18 protein-coding genes are annotated in these 19026 nt (G+C 32.4%); 10 read left to right on the top strand and 8 right to left on the bottom strand.

Going from position 1 to position 19026, the window contains the following annotated elements:
- Positions 1-118 precede the first annotated feature (118 nt).
- The 4 genes from tig to ACFFGA_RS04790 all read right to left on the bottom strand — a co-directional run bounded on the left by tig (position 119) and on the right by ACFFGA_RS04790 (position 3519).
- A complete protein-coding gene (gene tig, locus ACFFGA_RS04805; protein WP_386060419.1) occupies positions 119-1441 on the bottom strand; it encodes a trigger factor in 1323 nt (440 codons plus the stop codon).
- An 80-nt stretch (positions 1442-1521) separates the two neighbouring features.
- On the bottom strand, positions 1522-1869 hold the full coding sequence (locus ACFFGA_RS04800; protein WP_386060416.1) for a phage holin family protein: 348 nt from the start codon (positions 1867-1869) through the stop codon (positions 1522-1524).
- 17 nt (positions 1870-1886) lie between these two features.
- A complete protein-coding gene (locus ACFFGA_RS04795) occupies positions 1887-2651 on the bottom strand; it encodes an alpha/beta fold hydrolase (protein ID WP_386060413.1) in 765 nt (254 codons plus the stop codon).
- Between the two features lie 154 nt (positions 2652-2805).
- Entirely contained in the window at positions 2806-3519 is a 714-nt protein-coding gene (locus ACFFGA_RS04790; RefSeq protein WP_386060411.1) for a pyridoxine 5'-phosphate synthase, read from the bottom strand.
- Between the two features lie 89 nt (positions 3520-3608).
- On the opposite strand from ACFFGA_RS04790, the gene ACFFGA_RS04785 reads away from it, so the two are divergent.
- The 8 genes from ACFFGA_RS04785 to murI all read left to right on the top strand — a co-directional run bounded on the left by ACFFGA_RS04785 (position 3609) and on the right by murI (position 11872).
- Entirely contained in the window at positions 3609-4265 is a 657-nt protein-coding gene (locus ACFFGA_RS04785) for a CBS domain-containing protein (protein WP_386060408.1), read from the top strand.
- A gap of 4 nt (positions 4266-4269) precedes the next feature.
- Complete coding sequence (locus ACFFGA_RS04780) at positions 4270-5148, top strand: NAD kinase (RefSeq protein ID WP_386060406.1); 879 nt, start codon at positions 4270-4272, stop codon at positions 5146-5148.
- 112 nt (positions 5149-5260) lie between these two features.
- Positions 5261-5947 (top strand): type IX secretion system protein PorG, encoded by a 687-nt coding sequence (porG, locus tag ACFFGA_RS04775; RefSeq protein WP_386060403.1) that lies wholly within the window; start codon positions 5261-5263, stop codon positions 5945-5947.
- A gap of 1 nt (position 5948) precedes the next feature.
- Positions 5949-6689 (top strand): undecaprenyl pyrophosphate synthase, encoded by a 741-nt coding sequence (uppS, locus tag ACFFGA_RS04770; RefSeq protein WP_386060401.1) that lies wholly within the window; start codon positions 5949-5951, stop codon positions 6687-6689.
- Entirely contained in the window at positions 6661-9246 is a 2586-nt protein-coding gene (gene bamA, locus ACFFGA_RS04765) for an outer membrane protein assembly factor BamA (RefSeq protein WP_386060398.1), read from the top strand. The genes uppS and bamA overlap by 29 nt, the downstream gene beginning before the upstream one ends.
- 153 nt (positions 9247-9399) lie before the next feature.
- Positions 9400-10494 (top strand): OmpH/Skp family outer membrane protein, encoded by a 1095-nt coding sequence (locus tag ACFFGA_RS04760; RefSeq protein WP_386060396.1) that lies wholly within the window; start codon positions 9400-9402, stop codon positions 10492-10494.
- A gap of 31 nt (positions 10495-10525) precedes the next feature.
- Entirely contained in the window at positions 10526-11026 is a 501-nt protein-coding gene (locus ACFFGA_RS04755; RefSeq protein WP_386060394.1) for an OmpH/Skp family outer membrane protein, read from the top strand.
- Positions 11027-11092: 66 nt separating this feature from the next.
- Complete coding sequence (murI, locus tag ACFFGA_RS04750) at positions 11093-11872, top strand: glutamate racemase (RefSeq protein ID WP_386060391.1); 780 nt, start codon at positions 11093-11095, stop codon at positions 11870-11872.
- Positions 11873-11910: 38 nt separating this feature from the next.
- Here the strand turns inward: murI and ACFFGA_RS04745 are convergent, their stop codons facing one another.
- The 3 genes from ACFFGA_RS04745 to ACFFGA_RS04735 all read right to left on the bottom strand — a co-directional run bounded on the left by ACFFGA_RS04745 (position 11911) and on the right by ACFFGA_RS04735 (position 15518).
- Positions 11911-12426 carry a gamma carbonic anhydrase family protein gene (locus ACFFGA_RS04745; protein ID WP_386060389.1) on the bottom strand — a complete coding sequence of 172 codons (516 nt, stop codon included), beginning with the start codon at positions 12424-12426 and terminating at the stop codon, positions 11911-11913.
- Positions 12427-12584: 158 nt separating this feature from the next.
- On the bottom strand, positions 12585-13319 hold the full coding sequence (locus ACFFGA_RS04740; RefSeq protein ID WP_386060386.1) for a LytR/AlgR family response regulator transcription factor: 735 nt from the start codon (positions 13317-13319) through the stop codon (positions 12585-12587).
- 72 nt (positions 13320-13391) lie between these two features.
- A complete protein-coding gene (locus tag ACFFGA_RS04735; RefSeq protein ID WP_386060383.1) occupies positions 13392-15518 on the bottom strand; it encodes a tetratricopeptide repeat-containing sensor histidine kinase in 2127 nt (708 codons plus the stop codon).
- 258 nt (positions 15519-15776) lie between these two features.
- On the opposite strand from ACFFGA_RS04735, the gene ACFFGA_RS04730 reads away from it, so the two are divergent.
- Together ACFFGA_RS04730 and ACFFGA_RS04725 are read left to right on the top strand one after the other, a co-directional pair.
- The gene (locus ACFFGA_RS04730) at positions 15777-16805 is read left to right on the top strand and encodes an SIMPL domain-containing protein (RefSeq protein WP_386060380.1); all 1029 of its coding nucleotides are present in this window, start codon (positions 15777-15779) and stop codon (positions 16803-16805) included.
- A gap of 7 nt (positions 16806-16812) precedes the next feature.
- Positions 16813-17979 carry a vWA domain-containing protein gene (locus ACFFGA_RS04725; protein WP_386060378.1) on the top strand — a complete coding sequence of 389 codons (1167 nt, stop codon included), beginning with the start codon at positions 16813-16815 and terminating at the stop codon, positions 17977-17979.
- Between the two features lie 35 nt (positions 17980-18014).
- Here the strand turns inward: ACFFGA_RS04725 and ACFFGA_RS04720 are convergent, their stop codons facing one another.
- Entirely contained in the window at positions 18015-19025 is a 1011-nt protein-coding gene (locus ACFFGA_RS04720; protein ID WP_386060375.1) for a PorP/SprF family type IX secretion system membrane protein, read from the bottom strand.
- Position 19026: the final 1 nt, after the last annotated feature.

The raw sequence follows: 19026 nt of genomic DNA, 5'->3' as shown, positions 1-19026 counted from the left end.
AAGTTCAGCACAAGCAAACTCAGGATAACACTTAATTTTCCATTGAAAATTAATGACAAAAAAAGCGTAAAACTCATCAGTTCTACGCTCTAAAGATACTAATATTTTTATTTACTAATTAACTGTAAAATTCTTTAACAAAATCATCATAAGTGATTTCTTTTGTCTTAAGATTTGCTTCAGCTTTATATAGGTTTAATAATTTCTGACTCATTAATTGTTCAGATAATCGCTTTACTTCCTCTTGATTAGAAAGAATACGCGCTGCAATATCCTCTAATTCCTTTTCTGAAGGATTCATTTGACCAAACTGAGCCATTTGTCCTTTTATCATTTCCATAGCGTAAGCTTTTAACTCTTCAAACTGAACTTGAAGGTTATGCTCGGTAATTAATTTACCTTCTATTAACTGGTAACGCATGCTTTTTTCAGACTTTTCATACTCTTCTTTAGCTTGGTCTTCAGTCATAACTTCTTCACCAGCAGTTTGCATCCACTTTTGGAGGAATTCAGCAGGTAAATCAAACTTTGTACTTTCTACTAAATATTCAGTAACATCATTTAATAATTTTTGATCTCCTTGTTGTGCAAATTGCTTTTCAGAATCTTGCTTTATTTTCTCTTTCAGTTCTGTTACAGACGTTACAGCCTTAGGTCCAAAAAGCTTATCAAATAACTCTTGGTCTAAATCTGCAAGTTCTCTTTCGTTGATTTCAGAAACCTCAAAATTAACGTTAACATCTAGTCCGTGAGCATCTTCATGAGATACTTTTAAAAACGTCATTAAATCGTGGTCGTCGTTAAACAAACCTTTTGTTTTTAATTCAATAACATCACCCACTTTAGCTCCGATAAATTTCTTAGCATTGGCTTTTCCTTTTAACTTATCTAAAGTTATGGTTGCAACATTTTCTATTTCTTTTTCTTCGTTTGTAAACTTTCCTGTAATTTCAGAAGTTTCTGTGACTTCGTTTTGAGAAATAAGTTTACCGTATTGCTTTTGAATGTGCTCGATTTGATTATCGATCATTTTGTCATCAGCAACAATATTATAATGAGTTATCGCTTTTTTGCCTTTAAGGTTCACTTCGAATTCTGGCGCTAAACCTAACTCAAACTCAAAAGAAAATGCATCTGCATCCCAATCTAAATCATCTTGTGGTTTTGGTAATGGGTTACCTAAAACGTCTAACTTTTCTTCTACTAAATATTTTCCTAAAGCATCTTGAAGTAATTTGTTTACCTCATCAACCAACACAGCTTTACCGTATTGTTTTTTCACCATTCCCATTGGCACATGCCCTTTTCTAAAACCAGGAATGTTAGCAGACTTACGATAATCCGTTAAGATTTTCTCTACTTTATCGCTATAATCTTCCTTAGCGATATCCACTTTTACAACTGCATTTAATGCATCAATGTTTTCTCTTGTAATGTTCATTATTATTGAAACTAAAATTGGGCTGCAAAAATACAATATTTTTTGCAACCCAACAACAGTTTTAATTGATTGAATTTAAGTTACTTTTTGTCGTCTTTTAAGAAGGATTGCAGCAACGATTGTAGTATGGATAAAAGAATACTAAAAAGAAGTGCTGTCCAGAAACTACTGACTCCAAATCCGTCTATAAGTTTATCTGCCAAAAGTATTATTAACGCATTAATAACCAGCAGAAAAAGACCTAAGGTTATAATTGTTATCGGTAAGGTTAATATAACCAAAACCGGTTTTACCAATAAATTAAGTATTGATAGTACTACCGCGACAATGATAGCACCAACATAGCCATCTACAGTTACTCCGTTTAAGATATGTGCTAAAACAAAAACTGCGATAGCATTAAGCAAAAGTCTAATAATTAAGTTCATAATTTTTTAGTTTTTATTTAAGATACGAAATTAAAAACAGCTTCATAAAAATCTTTTGGATTTTCTGCATGTAACCAATGACCTGCATTTGCTATAGTAACAATTTCCGAATTTGGAAAATGACGATGTATTATAGTTTCATCAGCTTCTCCAATATATTCCGATTTATCACCTCTTAAAAATAAGGTATCTTTTTCAAAAGTAGCATGTATTGGTAAAGCTTCACCCACTTCTGACACGTTTTCTTTTAAAACTGGCAAATTAATTCGCAATCCTAATTGCCCTTTTTCTACCCAATATAGATTTTTTAATAAAAACATACGTGTTCCTACATCACCCACATAATTACTTAGTTCTTTATCTGCTTGTCCTCTACTTTTAATTTCAGAAAAATTCAGACTGCTTAAGCCTTCTAAAATAGCATCATGATGTACAGGGTAATATCTTGGAGAGATATCTGCAACAATCAACTTTTTTACCATTTCTGGATATAAAGCCGAAAAAAGCATAGCCGTTTTCCCTCCCATAGAATGTCCTAAAAGCACAATGTCTTTTAAATCATTTTCATCGCAATACTGTTTTAAGTCTTCTGCCATTAATTCGTAATCAAAATCATCGGAATGAAAACTACGGCCATGATTGCGTTGGTCCACTAAATGAACTTCAAAATTTAATTCTGAAAATTGTTTAGCTAAGGTTTTCCAGTTATCTCCCATACCTAAAAATCCGTGTAAGATTACAAATGGTTTTCCTTCGCCTATAATATTTGAGTGTAATGTCATACTGTTCTTTCTCGCAAAGACGCTAAGGCGCTAAGCTTTGTGTTACTTGTTGAAATGAAATTTCTTTATTTAAAAAAGAGTTTAATACGTTGTTACCAAAAGTATCATCTAGAATACGTTTTTATTTGCGTCACTGTGTCTTTGCGAGACACTTTTATTTCAGCTTATCTAAATACATTTCAATAACATTCTCAACTCCCATGTATAAACTCTCAGCAATTAAAGCATGACCTATGGAAACTTCTAGCAATCCTGTAATATTTTCTTTAAAAAATTTAATGTTATTTAAAGACAAATCATGACCTGCATTAATGCCTAATTGCAATGCATTAGCAAGACCAGCGCATTCCATATAAGGTTTTATAGCTTCTTTATTACCTATACTATATTGATGTGCAAATGCTTCGGTGTATAACTCAATACGGTCCGTTCCTGTTTCTTTAGCCCCTTCAACCTGATACAAATCAGGATCTACAAAAATTGAAGTTCTGATACCGTTGTTTTTAAATTCTTTAATCACTTCTTCCAAAAAGTCTTTATGCTTTACTGTATTCCAACCAGCATTAGACGTAATGGCATCTTCGGCATCTGGCACCAAAGTTACTTGTGTTGGCTTTATCTTTAAAACCATATCAACAAACTTAGGTATTGGGTTGCCTTCAATGTTGTATTCTGTATAAACTTCTGGTTTTAAATCGTAAGCATCTTGATAACGAATATGACGTTCATCTGGTCTTGGATGAATAGTAACTCCTTCTGCACCAAAACGCTGTACATCTTTAGCAAATTGAACTACGTTAGGCACATCGCCTCCTCTACTGTTCCTCAGTGTAGCAATCTTATTTATATTAACACTTAACTTTGTCATATTTTTAGATTTTGAATCACAAAAATACAAAGTAGAACACGCTTTTTATGGTTATTTTTGATTAATTTGCAAGATATTTAAACCCAATTATGGAGCTACAGGATTTTGTAATAAACGATATAAAACCACTGAGTTTAACAGATAAAATAAGCGATTTACAAATGCTTTTTAATCAGTTAACCTACTCTCATATTCCTGTGATGAATAAGGGAGTTTATATGGGTTGTATTTCTGAAACTGATGCGCATTGTTTTGAAGGCGCAAAGTCAATAGAGGATTGCAATTATACTATTGAAGGTTTTTTTGTAAGGCCAACAACCAATTGGCTTGATGTACTTGAGGCTTTTGCTCAAAACGACTCTAACATCATGCCTATTTTAGATAAAAACAATAAGTATTTAGGCTATTATGAGCTTAATGATATTATACACTTATTCAATGAGACTCCATTTTTCTCTGAACCAGGTGGTATTTTAATTGTAGAAAAAGGCATCCACGATTACTCTTTTAGTGAAATTGCTCAAATTGTTGAATCTAACAATGCAAAACTATTAGGTGCTTTTATCTCTAAAATGGATAGTGATTTGGTAAGGGTAACACTAAAAATTGGTAATGCTAGTCTTAATGAGGTTATACAATCGTTTAGGCGTTATAGTTATATCATTGTTTCTGGTCATGAAGAAGATTCATATATAGAAAGTTTAAAAGAGCGCTCTCAGTATCTAGATAAATACCTAAATATGTAATTTTATGAAGGTAGCTATCTACGGTCAAAACTACGCTAAGGAATCCTCTCAAAAAGCTTTCGAAATTCTTTTAGAAGTTCTGCTAAGTCATAAAGTCGGTATTTTTATAGAAGAAGATTTTTTAAAGCATCAAAATGAAGCTATACAAAGAAGTTCTGCTATTAGAACTTTTAAAACCTTAGACAATAGTTACAATTTGCTTATTAGTATTGGCGGAGATGGTACTATTTTAAGAGCTATTACTTATGTACGCGATTTAGGCATTCCTATTGTCGGTATAAACACTGGAAGGTTAGGATTTTTAGCCACTATACAAACCGATGAAATAGAAACTGCGCTTTCAGAAATTTTTAATGGAGAATATAAAATTTCTGAACGCTCCTTGTTAAGTGTATCTACTATTCCTAAAAATAAGGATATAGAAGACACTAATTTTGCGCTTAATGAAATTGCATTGAGTAGAAAAAATACCACATCCATGATTACGGTAAATACGCTCTTAAACGAAGAATACCTTACATCATATTGGGCAGATGGTCTTATCCTATCAACACCAACAGGCTCTACAGGATATTCGCTAAGCTGTGGTGGACCTGTAATAGCACCAGATGCCAACAACTTTGCACTAACACCAATAGCACCACACAACCTAAGTGCTAGACCATTAATTATACCTGACAGTACTACTATTACACTTAGAGTTGACGGACGAGAAGATCAATTTTTAATGTCTTTAGATTCCAGAATTGTAACATTACCAAATACTACAATAGTAACCGTAAAAAAAGCGGATTTTGTAATTAAAATGGTAGAACGCTTAGAAGAAACTTTTTTAGACACCCTTAGAAAAAAGCTACTTTGGGGAGAAGATCGTCGTAACTAAACAAAAATTTTATACAATAAATACCTTCAAAAACTGTTTATCTGTAAGACATTTTGTGTCAAATTGTTAAAGGCTAATCATAATTGTTATATTTGCAAACTTTAAAAATCTTATGAGGTATTTATTCTTAATTTTAATAAGTATATACTTTACCCAAAGCACCACTGCTCAAATTTATGAAGTTGGTGTATTTGCTGGTGGAAGTAATTTCATAGGAGATGTTGGCGCAACAGATTATATTTCGCCCAATCAAGGAGCTTTTGGAGCCATCGTAAAATGGAATAGAAGCCCTAGACATTCTTTTAGAGCGTCTGTTATTTTTTCGGATTTAGAAGGCATTGATGGTAAATCTGATGATCCAAGACGTAAACAACGTGGGTATAGCTTTAACACAAGTATTTTAGAAATTTCCGCAGGTATGGAGTTTACCTTTTGGGATTTTGATTTACATACTAGTGGCATTAAAGGCACTCCTTATTTATATTCTGGTATTACAATAGCTAATCATGATAATTATTATTTCTTAAATGGTGAGTACACCTCTGAAGATACTAATAGTTGGGCCTTCGGTATACCTATGGTCCTAGGCTACAAAACCAACATATCCAATCATCTCATCTTAGCAGCAGAAGTTGGTGCTAGATACACTTTTTCTGATGAGCTAGATGGTAGTGTACCAGATAATGAAGATAGAGAGCAATTCAGTTTTGGAAACACAAATAGCAATGATTGGTATGTGTTTACAGGAATTACATTAACTTACACCTTTGGTAGAAGACCTTGCTATTGCAATTTTTAACATGAGCCTTAAAGAACAAATAAATAAAGAGAAACTTCCTAACCACCTAGCCATTATTATGGATGGTAACGGTCGTTGGGCTAAACAACAAGGCTTTATGCGTGTTATAGGTCATGAAAACGGAACAAAAGCCGTAAGACAAACCGTAGAAGCTAGTGCAGAATTAGGTATAAAAAACTTAACGCTTTATGCCTTTTCTACCGAAAACTGGAACAGACCAAAATTAGAAGTCCAGACTTTAATGAAACTTTTGGTTAAATCTCTAAAAAAAGAAATTAAAACCTTACAGGACAACAACATAAAATTGTCAGCTATTGGCTGTTTAGGCGATTTACCAAAAAAGGCACATCAAGAACTTCTAGATGTTATAGAAAAAACAAAAAATAATACGAATATGACATTAACTTTAGCATTAAGCTATGGTTCTCGTGAAGAAATTGTTAATGTTATTAAAGAATTATCACTTAAAGTTAAAAATAATATAATTTCTACTGAAAGTATTGATGAATCAATTATAAATAAGCATCTTTACACGCAAAATTTACCAGATGTAGATTTGCTTATCCGTACTAGTGGAGAGCAACGCATTAGTAACTTTTTACTATGGCAGATAGCCTATGCAGAATTATATTTTACAGATATTTTATGGCCAGATTTTAAAAAGGAAAATCTATACGAGGCAATCATAAATTATCAAAACAGAGAACGAAGATTTGGAAAAACAAGCGAACAACTTACCTAATAAAACAGTATTGAGCACCTTTACAAAATTAATTTGCACCTTACTACTATTTACAATTTCATTGGTAGGTACTGCCCAAGTTGAAGGTGGAGCAAAATATATAATCAAAGATATTACAGTTACTGGCAACACCAATTTTAGCCAACAAACCATAATTGCTTACTCTAAACTTAGAAAAGATGAAGAGGTACAAGTTGGTGGCGAAAAAATTGCTGAAGCCATAAGAACATTATGGAAATCTAACCTTTTTAGCAGTATTGACATATTTATTACAAATATTGATGGCAATACTGCAGATTTAGAAATTCGTCTTATTGATTTACCAGAACTTAAAGATTTAACCATTGAAGGTATTAAAAAAGGTAAAAAAGAAGAAATTGCTAGAGAAAACAAGCTCCAACAAGGACAAAAAGTAACAGAAAACCTTATCGCTACTACTCGAAACTATCTTACTAATAAGTATAAAAAGAAAGGGTTTTTAAATACTAAAGTAAATATTGTAACTACTGAGGTTATAGATTCTGTTGAAAAAGAGCGTGTTAATATGCTTATTAAAATCGACAGAGGAGAAAAGGTAAAAATTAAGAAAATCAATATTGAAGGTAATGAAAAGATAAAGGACAAAAAACTTCGTAAAGCAATGAAAAATACGAAGCAAAGAAACTTTATCAGAATCTTTAAGCGTTCAAAATATATTGAAGAAGATTTTAGAGAAGATTTAGTAAGTCTTGTAGATAAATACAAAGAGAATGGTTATAGAGATGCTAGAGTTATTTCAGATTCTATTATCTATAACAATGACAAAACCATAAGCCTTAATATCAAAGTAGAAGAAGGGGAAAAATACACCTTTGGAAAAATTGACTTTGTTGGTAACACTGTTTATACAGATAGACAATTAGCTAGTGTACTAAAAATAAGTGAAGGTGACACTTACAACGGAGTAGAGCTTAGAGAGCGTATTGCAAACACTAAAAATCCAGACGCAAATGACTTAACCAATTTGTATCAAAACAATGGTTATATGTTCTCAACCATTAACCCTGTTGAAGTTAGTGCTGATGGAAATGTCATAGACATGGAAATACGTATCTCTGAAGGAAAGCCAGCTTATTTTAACAATGTTACGGTAAAAGGAAATGTTGTTACCAATGACCATGTTATATACAGAGAAATAAGAACACGTCCAGGCGAACTATACAGTAAGTCAGATATAATTAGAACGTTACGAGAACTTGGACAACTTGGATACTTTGATGCACAGCAATTGACGCCAAACATTAAAAATCCAAACCCAGTTGATGGTACACTAGATGTAGAGTATGAAGTTGTAGAGCAAGGTTCTAGCCAAATACAATTACAAGGTGGTTATGGTGGAGGTGGCTTCATTGGTACTCTAGGTCTATCGTTTAATAATTTTGCAATTAAAGATATCTTTAATAAAGATGCTTACAAGCCAGTACCTAGAGGAGATGGTCAAAGTTTAGCTTTAAGATTACAAGCTAGTCAGTTCTTTCAAACCTATAGCTTCTCTTTTAGTGAGCCTTGGTTAGGTGGCAAAAAACCTTTTCAGTTATCAACGTCTTTATCGCATTCTAGACAGTTTTTATACAATTCTTTAACCAGAAGTGCTGATAAAAGTAGACGTTTTAATATTACAGGTTTAACGGTAGGTTTATCTACACGACTTAGAAACCCAGACGATTCATTTGTACTTTCTCAAGCTTTAAGTTATCAGCATTATAATCTCAAAAATTACAACACTGGCTTATTTACTTTTGGTGATGGTACGTCTAACAACTTATCTTATACTATAGGTTTAAGCAGAAATGACTTATATATAGACCCTATTTTCCCTACAGGAGGTTCAAGTTTTACTGCAACAGCTAAATTCTCTTTTCCATATTCTCTTGTCAATGGCGTAGATTATGAATCATTAAAAGAAGAAAGAGATGGATTAGACCCAACAGATGCTGATGATTTTGCCAGAATAGGAGAAATTGACCAAGAACGTTTTAAATGGTTAGAATTCTATAAAATAAAATTCAAAGCAGATTGGTACACATCACTTTTAAAAGTTGGTAAAAGCGATTTGGTTTTAAGACCAAGCATAGAATTTGGTTTCCTTGGAGCTTATAACAATGACAGAGGTGTAATTCCTTTTGAGCGCTTCTTTGTTGGTGGTGATGGTCTAGGTAATTTTTCATTAGATGGAAGGGAAATTGTCCAATTACGTGGTTATCCAAACCAATCACTATCAAGTACAGATGGTGCTTCTATCTATAATAAATTCTCATTAGAATTACGATATCCTATAACATTAGGTGCGCAAGCAAAAATATATGCTTTATCCTTTTTAGAAGGTGGCCAATCTACTAATAGTTTTAGAGATTTTAACCCTTATAACTTCAAAAGGTCAGCAGGATTTGGACTGCGTATCTTCATGCCAGCCTTTGGTTTACTTGGTATAGACTTCGGTCATGCCTTTGATGATCTTTATGATGGAACTTCGCCAAGAAAATGGGAAACTCACTTCATAATTGGACAACAATTTTAAGTTTGGCACGATATTTTCAAATAGCTTAATACGAATTTCATCATGGTGTTAAAATTTTTAAAGATATATTTCGTTAAATTTGAAGATTAGTACACTAAAAAAATAATGAAACATTTAGTTTGTAAAGAAAATGTCTCAAAACAAAAAACAAAAATGATGAAATTTAAAGTTCTTTTTTTACTGGCAATAATAGGTCTAATGAGCTTTAGTGTTAGCGCTCAACGTGGAGTAAGAATTGGCTACATTGATACTGAATATATTCTACAGAATGTACCAGAGTACCAAGAAGCTGCTTCTCAGTTAGACAAAAAAGTTTTAAGCTGGAAAACTGAGATTGAAAAAAAACTCAGTGTTATAGAGCAAAAGAAAAAAGAACTTGAAAATGAAAGTGTGCTATTAACAAAAGAATTGTACGAAGAGCGCATGGAAGATATTTCTTTTGAAGAAGCTGAAATTCTTGATTATCAACAAAAACGTTTTGGTCCAAATGGAGATTTAATTATCCAAAAGCGTCAATTGATAGAACCTATTCAAGATCAAATATTTTCTGCAGTTCAGCAAATCGCTGAAACTAAAAAATTCGATTTTGTTTTTGATAAATCAGCTGATGTTGTAATGTTATATTCTGCTGAACGCTATGACATTAGTGAGCAAGTACTTAGAACTATTAACAGAACTTCTAAGCGAAGCCAAGCAAACAGCAAGAAAGAGCGAAAAGAATTAGAGGATGAAGATGTTGTTCCAGAAGTGAGTGAAGAAAAAGATGAAAGACAAAAAGCATTAGACGAGCGAAAAGCAACTAGAGAAGCTGAGTTGGCAGCAAAACGTGCTGAGCGTGAAAAGGCTTTAGAAGCTAGGAGAGCACAGCAAGATTCTATTAGAGCAGCTAAAAAGAGAGAAGCAGAAGAGCGTCGTCAAAAAGTACTAGATGCACGTAATGGTAACTCTAAAACAGACGAAGCAAAAACTACAAGTAAAGATAGTAGTGTTACTAAAGCAAAGCCTTTTGTAAAAACAGATAGCACAAAAACTGAAGGAGTTGTAAAGAAAGATTCAACAACTGCTAAGAAGCCTTTAACAGTAGCGGAGATAAAAGCAAGAGATCGTGAAGAAAGACGAAAAGAATTAGAAGCCAGAAAACAAAAAATAATAGAGCAAAGAAAAAAAGCACGTGAAGAACGTGAAAAACAACTAAAAAAGAGAGATTCTATAGCCAAGGCTAAGAAAAAAGAAGGAGAAAATAACTAATATTTATAACACACAAATACAATTTAGAAAAATGAAACATTTAAAAACCTTATTATTTGCAACAGTACTTTTTATCGGAGCTACAAGTTTTACAGCTGCACAAAGTAAAATTGCTCATATTAACACGCAAGAGCTTGTAAAAGCAATGCCAGAATACAAAGCGGCACAGGCTGAGGTTGAAAAACTTGGCAAAACTTACCAAGCTACTATCCAAGAGTCTATTAAAGAATTGGAAGCAAAGTTAAAGCAATATGATGCTGAAGCAGCTAACCAAACTGAAGAGGAAAACATGAAGCGTATGCAAGAAGTTGAAAGCATGAAACAAAGCTTAGGTCAATATCAGCAACAAGCGCAAGAAGGTATACAAAAGAAAGAATTCGATTTGTTAAAACCTATAACTGATAAGGCTAAAGCTGCTATAGAAAAAGTAGCTGCAGCTCAAGGCTTTGACTATGTTTTAGAAGCTGGTGGTTTAATCGTTGCTAAAGGAAAAGATCTTTTGGCAGATGTAAAAGCTGAAATGGGAATATAAACCCTAAATAAAAATAACATTTAGAAAGTCGCTTATTTTGTAAGCGACTTTTTACTTTTGTACCATATGAGTAACAAACCTATTGGCATATTCGATTCTGGTGTTGGAGGCACATCTATTTTCAAGGAGATTCACGCACTTCTACCTAACGAAAATTGCATGTATTTAGCAGATAGTAAAAATGCTCCTTATGGTAATAAATCTGAGTCAGAAATTCTTCAACTGAGTATTAAAAACACTGAATTTCTAATCAACAAAGGTTGTAAGATTATAGTTGTAGCTTGTAATACAGCTACCACAAATGCTATATCCTATTTAAGAACCCATTATGATATTCCTTTTATAGGCATAGAACCTGCTATAAAGCCAGCAGCTTTAAAAACTGAAACCAAATCTATAGGTATATTAGCTACCAAAGGTACTCTAAGCAGTCATTTATTTCATAAAACCACGGACTTATATGCTAGTGGTATCAAGGTTATAGAACAAGTTGGTGACGGAATTGTACCGCTAATAGAAAGTGGTAAGTTAGAATCTAAAGAAATGAAAAAGCTGTTAGAGACCTACTTAGAACCTATGCTAGCACAGAATATTGATTATTTGGTTTTAGGCTGCACACATTACCCATATTTAATACCAATGCTAACCAAAATGCTTCCTAATAATGTAAAGATTATTGATTCTGGATTGGCAGTAGCTAAACAAACCAAAGCAGTGCTTTCTGCAAATGATTTGTTGTGTGAATCAACCCAACAACCAACGATTCAATTGTATTCCAATGGAAATGTTGAAATATTAAATTCTATCTTAGACAATAAATTTGAGACTTCTTATTTAGATTTTTAGAAGTGGAGTTTAATTTTCCTGAAGGAAATTCTGAAATATTACTCCTTAAACCAACCCGAATACTTTACATAGTTATTAGCTATACGGTCAATTTCTCCCGAAATTAATTCCTCACTAATATCCTTAACTTTTTTTGCCGGAACACCTGCATAAATACTACCCGATTCTACTATTGTATTTTTTGTAACAATTGCTCCAGCTGCAATAATACTATTACTTTCTACAATACAATCATCCATTACAATACTTCCCATACCTATAAGTACATTATCTTTTATAGTACAACCATGTACAATAGCATTATGCGCAATAGACACATTATTACCAATTGTTGTTGGTGACTTTTGATACGTGGCATGGATAACCGCACCATCTTGTACATTAACTTTATTACCCATTTTAATAAAATGCACATCTCCCCTAATTACAGCATTGAACCATACACTACAATTATTTCCCATGGTTACCTCTCCAACTATAGTTGCATTATCTGCTATAAAACAATCGTCTGGTATTTGCGGATGTATCCCTCTTACAGGTTTTATTATTGGCATAATCTATTCCTTTGAAAAAAGGAAACTCATCAATCTATTAGATGAAAGTCCTTCGTATTACTATTATTTCTTACTTCGCTTGAATTTTTTTGTTCTTGGTAAATTTAAATTTTTAAAATTCCATTTGTAAGATTCCTACTTAACACAGGAATTTATTTCTACTTAAAATAAGACAACAAATCAGATTTCTTGGAAGCAGACACCATAATCTCTTTTCCGTTACTCAATATTACACTTCCACCTTTGCCTTTTACATATTTAACAATCTCATTAACGTTAACAAGATAGCTTTTATGTACTCGAGCAAAATTAGCTTCTTTAAGGCTATCTTCTATATACTTTAATGTCTTACTTACTAATTTCTTTTTATTATTGTTTAAGTAGATCTCTGTATAGTTATCATCTGCTTTACAATACATGATATCAGCAGTGTCGATAATCTCAAAACCATTTTGTTGAGGAATTGTAATCTTACCATTTACCGAATTTGTTTTTGGCACCAATACCTGATCTTGTAAAGCATCTTCTTTGGTTCTTATTTCAGTTACATAATCCACAGCCTTTATTAATTCATCTATAGAAATAGGTTTCATTAGATAATAAGACGCATGCGCATTTAATGCTTCAATAGCATAATGGTTATATGCTGTAACAAAAATAGTTTCAAAATCAATGTTTCCTACTTTATCCAACAAGTCAAAAGCATTGCCATAAGGCATTTCAACGTCTAAGAAAACAACATCTAAATCGTTATTTCTAATCAACACTAAAGCTTCATCTACATTAGAGGCTTCACCAACGATTGAAATATTAGGGCAATACTTATTAAGATAATTTTTAAGAATCGCTCTACTCGTTTCTTCGTCTTCTACTAATATGGCGTTTAGTTTCATATACTATAATTTGAAGTTCGAAGCTTAAAGCGTGAAGTTACTTCAACTTCGTACTTAAGACTTCTTATTTTATTAATCCTTTTTTAAAGTCACTATAACTTTTGTTCCTGTGTCTTTTATATCTTGTAAATCTTCTATAGACACATCTACTTTATCCTTATACATTTCGTTTAAAATAGCAACACGTTTTTTTATGTTATTCATGCCTTTAGAATTCTGCTTTTTTTGATTTGCAGTTTTCAAAGCTTTTGAACGTTCTCTACCAATACCATTATCGGTTATAGTAATGGTAATCTCGTCTTTAGATTTTGACTGCACAGCTATATTTAAATGGCCTTTTTCAGTTTTATATCGTAAGCCATGCCAAACAGCATTTTCAATATAAGGCTGTAATAACATTGGTGGAATCTGAAACTCTTCAACATTAATAGTTTTATCAACATCTATGGAATAATCAAACTTATCCTGAAACCTAAAATGTTCTAGTTTGGTGTATAAATCCAGTAGCTCAATTTCCTTTTTTAAAGGGATGAAATCTTCTTCACTGTTTTCTAATACCGAGCGCATTAATTGAGAAAAATCTGAAAGGTATTTATTTGCTGTACGCTCGTCATTTGTAACTATAAAACTATTTACAGAGTTCAACGCATTAAATATAAAATGTGGATTCATTTGACTCCTTAAAGATTTTAATGCCAATAAATTATTTGCCAAACGTTGTTGCTTAATATATTTAAACATTAAATATCCTGTAATTAATAGCAAAATTAAACCACCTGTAAGGGAATAGATTATAACTTGTTGGCTTTTATTTCGTTCTTGTGTAAGTTCGTATTTACTCCTAGAGAGTGCTCTATCACTTTCTAATGATGTTATTCTGTTTTGTTGCTCCGCAATATTTCTACTAAAGCGAGCTGCTTGCGAAATTTCCTGAATCCGCTTTGCATATAACTCATCTACCGCATTCCTAAACTCATTACTGTATTCCTTAACTTTTTCCGTGTTGCCTATTCTAGAATGTGCTTCAGCAAGTTTACGATTGGTATCTATTTCTACATCAAGATCTCCCTTGTCCTTTGCTTCTTTTCTACTCTTTTCCAAGTAAGTTATGGCATCATCATTTTTATTTTGTAAAAGAAGTGCATTACCTATTTTATAGTTTTGTTTTTGAGATGTCCAAGGGCTCTCATTTGAAATAACAGAATCTCTTTCAATATCTTTAATATCATCTATAATTTCCTTTCTTAATTCAATTTCACTTTCATAATCTTTATTATCGCTATTAAATTCAGCTACTTTTACCTTTTCTTCTACAGCACGTTTTTTGTTTTCTTTGGCTGCCAAATTAAGGGAATTGCTATAGTAATTCTTCGCTTTTGTTACTTCACCTTGTTCATTATAAGCTTGAGCAATTTTTGAATTTAAGTCCGTGATTTTTGGTGAAATTAAATGCCTTTTGGCAATTTCTAAACCTTCTTCATAAGACTTAATTGCCTTTGGTATATTTTTTATTTTTAAGTTGACATCTCCAATACCTTCATATAAGATGGTTTTTTCATAATTAGACAAATCCTTCTCATCTAGACTTTCATAAGTAGATATACTTTGCTGAAAATCGCCATTATTCAAATAAGCCTTTGCTAATTTTAACTTAGCTGAAGAGGTTTCGGCATTTTGGATGCTAATTTTATACGCAGATATGGCTAAATCGTATTGTTTCCAGTGGATGTATATGTCACCCAGTAACTCATGGGCTTCTGCACTTTGATTTGGAGATATCTCTACATTTAGCGCATCTCCAATAAATTTTATACTTTTTTCTGCATCTTTTTTAAGATAAGCATCGGCAGAATCTATCATCATATTGAAACGTTTTAAATCGGCATTTACTTTAGCCGATCTGCTAGACCTTATGCTATCTATAACTTCAATTGTTATGCGCTCATTAGATTTTACAGTATAATATATAGTTTCAAAGTCCTTATGGCTGATGATAAGCTCATCACCAATTTTTGCATTTACGGTAAATGTTCCATCAAAACTTGTTCGTGTATATCTACCTCCGTTAATTAAGATTTCAACATCTTTATATGGAGTACGAGAGGCCTTATCATATACAGAACCTCTTATATTGAATATTTCATCTTTAGACGGTTTTTCTCTTTCTATATGCTGTCCAAAAACAAAAATACCGAGCATCAAAAAAAACAGAGTAAGACAATATGTTTTGTGTGCTTTCACCAATTCATTTAATTAATTGGACTAAACTTACATACTTTATTTGGTTTCAAAAAATGGCTTAAAGAAATTTGAACACTTTTCAACTGTTAAATCACCTTGTTTACTAAAAACCTTTGCCATTTCGCTCATCGAAACCCACGCTTTACTCATCCTTCATTTTTATTGATCTTTTTTAGACAGAGCTTTACGCAATAAATCAAAAAACGTAAATAAAATATGAAAACACCCAATTTTATGTTGTTGCTAACGCTGATGTTCAGCTCTATACTTATCGCGCAACACAAAGGAAACTACAATCAAATTACACCAGATATTTCCAGACAAAACATCTTATCAGCTGGTAATGCAACTATTTACAATCCTGCAGTTCAACAGCAAATCAACAAGATTTTACACCCAAGCAATGTGTTGACTATTGATGTAAAAGCGCTTCAAAATGTCAGCGCAACCACTTATACGGCTGTATTTAATTTATCTCAAATAGGACCTACAGCAGAAATCACCAACGCTTTAATGAAGCAACGTATAGATAGCATTAAAATGCGCTTAAATTCTAAAGGCATTACTCAAAAAAACATCGCTATAGATGTGATATCCTTTGTGCCTGTTTATGAAATTGAAGTCACCAAAAAATTATTCAGTAAAACCTATACTGAAGTTCCTCAAGGTTTTGAATTACAACAAAATATTCACATTCAATTTACTAAGACAAATCAGTTTGAAAGCATTCTTGAAGCATGTGCAAAAAGTGAAGTCTATAACCTGGTTAAGGTTGATTATTTTATTGAAAACATTCAAGAAGTCTATAAAAATATCCAGGATCAATTACTGAAACTTATTGAAGATAAAAAAGCATACTATACTAAGTTAGGTTTTGATTTATCGCAATACAACATTGCCATTGCCGATGATAAGTATTGCTATTTCCCAAAAGACTTCTATCAAAGTTATCAAGCTTATAACAGTGTGTCTTTTGATGCATTAAAAAAAGGGAAAGCTATTACTACAGCAAAAAAGCAGACATCCTATTACTATCAGCCATTAACCTATGAAAGTTACGATGTTGTAATAAATCCTTCAATTTTAGAACCTGTTGTACAAATTGGAATGAATATAAAACTAATGTATACACCTAAGCCAAAAGAACAAATTGAAAAACCAATTACAAAAGCAGAGATTGAGCATAAATACTATGTGATTTCACCAAATGGGACAATTGATGTAAAAGAATTAAAAACAAAATAAAAGAAATATGAAAAATTTAATTAAAACATTAGCCATTGCTTTAAGCCTAACAACAGTTACGGCTTGTAATGCTAATTCAAAACGAAACACTCAAGATTTGGCTATCGTAGAAACAAAACTTGAAACAAATGTAAAATCAGACAATCCTGAAATTAAAGTGGCACTTCTATTAGATACTAGCAATAGTATGGATGGACTAATTGACCAAGCTAAAGCACAACTTTGGCAAATAGTAAATGAATTGTCCTATGCTAAATACGAAGAAAAAAACCCTAATCTTAAAATTGCACTTTATGAATATGGGAATGACAATCTCAATGCTGATGAAGGTTACCTAAGGCAAGTCATTGCCTTTAGTGATGATTTGGATGAAATTTCTAAATCCTTATTCTCACTTACAACCAATGGTGGCAATGAATATTGTGGTAAAGTAATTTCAACAGCATTAAACCAATTAAATTGGGGAGATAATGAAGATGACTTAAAACTTATTTTTATTGCAGGAAATGAGCCTTATACCCAAGGACAAGTGAGCTACAAAGAAGCTTCAAAATTAGCGCATAAAAACGATGTCACCGTTAACACTATTTTTTGTGGTGATTACGACCAAGGTATTTCTGCCTATTGGAAAGATGGAGCGGATTTAACTCATGGCAATTATATGGCTATTAACCACAATAAAGCATCGGTTCATATTGCGTCACCTTATGATGATAAAATTTTAGAATTAAACGAAAAGCTTAACAAAACATATATAGCGTACGGAGAATCTGGTAGAGCAAAAATGGAACTTCAAGCTGAACAAGATTCTAATGCAAGAGGATATAACAAAGCAAATGCAGTAAGTAGAACGGTAAGTAAAAGTTCTAGATTGTACAAAAACAGTTCTTGGGATTTGGTAGATGCAGAAAAAGAAAAAGACTTTTCTTATGATGATTTAACGCAAGACCAATTACCTGAGGAATTAAAAGGTAAATCTAAAGATGAAATTAAATCCTATGTGAAGACAAAACGAAACGAACGCGAAAAACTTCAACAGAGCATTGCTCAGTTAAATATTAAAAGGCGTGATTATATTTCAAAAAAATCAACAGACGAAGCCAACGGTTTAGAAAACGCAATGATAAGTGCTATAAAAACACAAGCTAAAAAGAAAAACTATAATTGGGAGTAATAATAAAAGGCTCGATTAAAATCGAGCCTTTTTTTTTAGTTTATCGCTGGGCAATTACATTCATATTTCTCTCTTCTACAATTAAAATTATAGCCTAGAGTTATTTGATGAAAGCCACCAGTATTAAAATTAACAGTGTTTGCTTGATAAGAGTATGTATAAGCAAAAACAAAGTTGTTATAATCTACACCAAGAAACGGTGTTATGTATTGTAATTTTTGGCTACTTGTTCCAGAGCCATCAACAAATTCTGCACCATCTAAGCTTCGTCTATAAGACAAGCCTCCCCAAATTTTACCAAAATCCATCTCGCGATATACTTTAGCATTAATATCAATTGACGATTCTTCTGTTGCGTCTCTATACATATACATAATTGAAGGTTCATAACTCCAATCACTTCCATATTTACTGAATGTATAACCCATAGACGCTAAATAAGTCCTAAGATTATCAAATTCAAAACCTTGATCATTAAAGTTTATACCTTCATTCTTCAATATATTCTTAGCAGTAAAATGTGCATAGAAATCCACAAAATGGTATGAAAATCCAAAATCTATATTAAAATTAGTTGCACTTTGCTCTATACCAGCAATAAGTTGATCAAACTCCCCAGGTGCTAAAAAATCGCTTTCATCTAGCTTATACTGTAAAAACCCAGCACTTAAACCAAATGAGAGCATATTCAAATCAATTTCATTCCTGGAAAACATTAAATGATATGCAAAAGTCGCATAGCCACCAACAGTAGAATGATATCCATTAGAATCATTAAATAGAATTCCACCCAGTGCTACGGGCGAATCTCCTAATCTCCCATTAACACTCAAGGTTTGCAAACTTGGTGCATCATCAACTCCAAACCATTGTTGTCTGGCAGTCAACCTGACCTTGGCACAATTAGCGACACCTGCCATTGATGGATGTATTAAATAATAATTATCCGTTAAATAATCCGAATAAATTGGTACACCCTCTTGTGCAAAACCAAAATTTGCTACTAAGGCTGTAAATGCTACTAAACAAAACTTTTTTAATTTCATA

It is taken from the genome of Winogradskyella pulchriflava (genome assembly GCF_042434315.1).
GTDB lineage: Bacteria > Bacteroidota > Bacteroidia > Flavobacteriales > Flavobacteriaceae > Winogradskyella > Winogradskyella pulchriflava.
The sequence above is the reverse complement of the archived record's forward strand: the minus strand, read 5'-3'. Positions and strand labels throughout refer to the sequence as shown.

Coding starts and splice junctions, on each gene's coding strand:
- tig (WP_386060419.1), bottom strand. CDS start 1,441: ATGAACATTACAAGAGAAAACATTGATGCATTAAATGCAGTTGTAAAA.
- ACFFGA_RS04800 (WP_386060416.1), bottom strand. CDS start 1,869: ATGAACTTAATTATTAGACTTTTGCTTAATGCTATCGCAGTTTTTGTT.
- ACFFGA_RS04795 (WP_386060413.1), bottom strand. CDS start 2,651: ATGACATTACACTCAAATATTATAGGCGAAGGAAAACCATTTGTAATC.
- ACFFGA_RS04790 (WP_386060411.1), bottom strand. CDS start 3,519: ATGACAAAGTTAAGTGTTAATATAAATAAGATTGCTACACTGAGGAAC.
- ACFFGA_RS04785 (WP_386060408.1), top strand. CDS start 3,609: ATGGAGCTACAGGATTTTGTAATAAACGATATAAAACCACTGAGTTTA.
- ACFFGA_RS04780 (WP_386060406.1), top strand. CDS start 4,270: ATGAAGGTAGCTATCTACGGTCAAAACTACGCTAAGGAATCCTCTCAA.
- porG (WP_386060403.1), top strand. CDS start 5,261: ATGAGGTATTTATTCTTAATTTTAATAAGTATATACTTTACCCAAAGC.
- uppS (WP_386060401.1), top strand. CDS start 5,949: ATGAGCCTTAAAGAACAAATAAATAAAGAGAAACTTCCTAACCACCTA.
- ACFFGA_RS04760 (WP_386060396.1), top strand. CDS start 9,400: ATGATGAAATTTAAAGTTCTTTTTTTACTGGCAATAATAGGTCTAATG.
- ACFFGA_RS04755 (WP_386060394.1), top strand. CDS start 10,526: ATGAAACATTTAAAAACCTTATTATTTGCAACAGTACTTTTTATCGGA.
- murI (WP_386060391.1), top strand. CDS start 11,093: ATGAGTAACAAACCTATTGGCATATTCGATTCTGGTGTTGGAGGCACA.
- ACFFGA_RS04745 (WP_386060389.1), bottom strand. CDS start 12,426: ATGCCAATAATAAAACCTGTAAGAGGGATACATCCGCAAATACCAGAC.
- ACFFGA_RS04740 (WP_386060386.1), bottom strand. CDS start 13,319: ATGAAACTAAACGCCATATTAGTAGAAGACGAAGAAACGAGTAGAGCG.
- ACFFGA_RS04735 (WP_386060383.1), bottom strand. CDS start 15,518: ATGCTCGGTATTTTTGTTTTTGGACAGCATATAGAAAGAGAAAAACCG.
- ACFFGA_RS04730 (WP_386060380.1), top strand. CDS start 15,777: ATGAAAACACCCAATTTTATGTTGTTGCTAACGCTGATGTTCAGCTCT.
- ACFFGA_RS04725 (WP_386060378.1), top strand. CDS start 16,813: ATGAAAAATTTAATTAAAACATTAGCCATTGCTTTAAGCCTAACAACA.
- ACFFGA_RS04720 (WP_386060375.1), bottom strand. CDS start 19,025: ATGAAATTAAAAAAGTTTTGTTTAGTAGCATTTACAGCCTTAGTAGCA.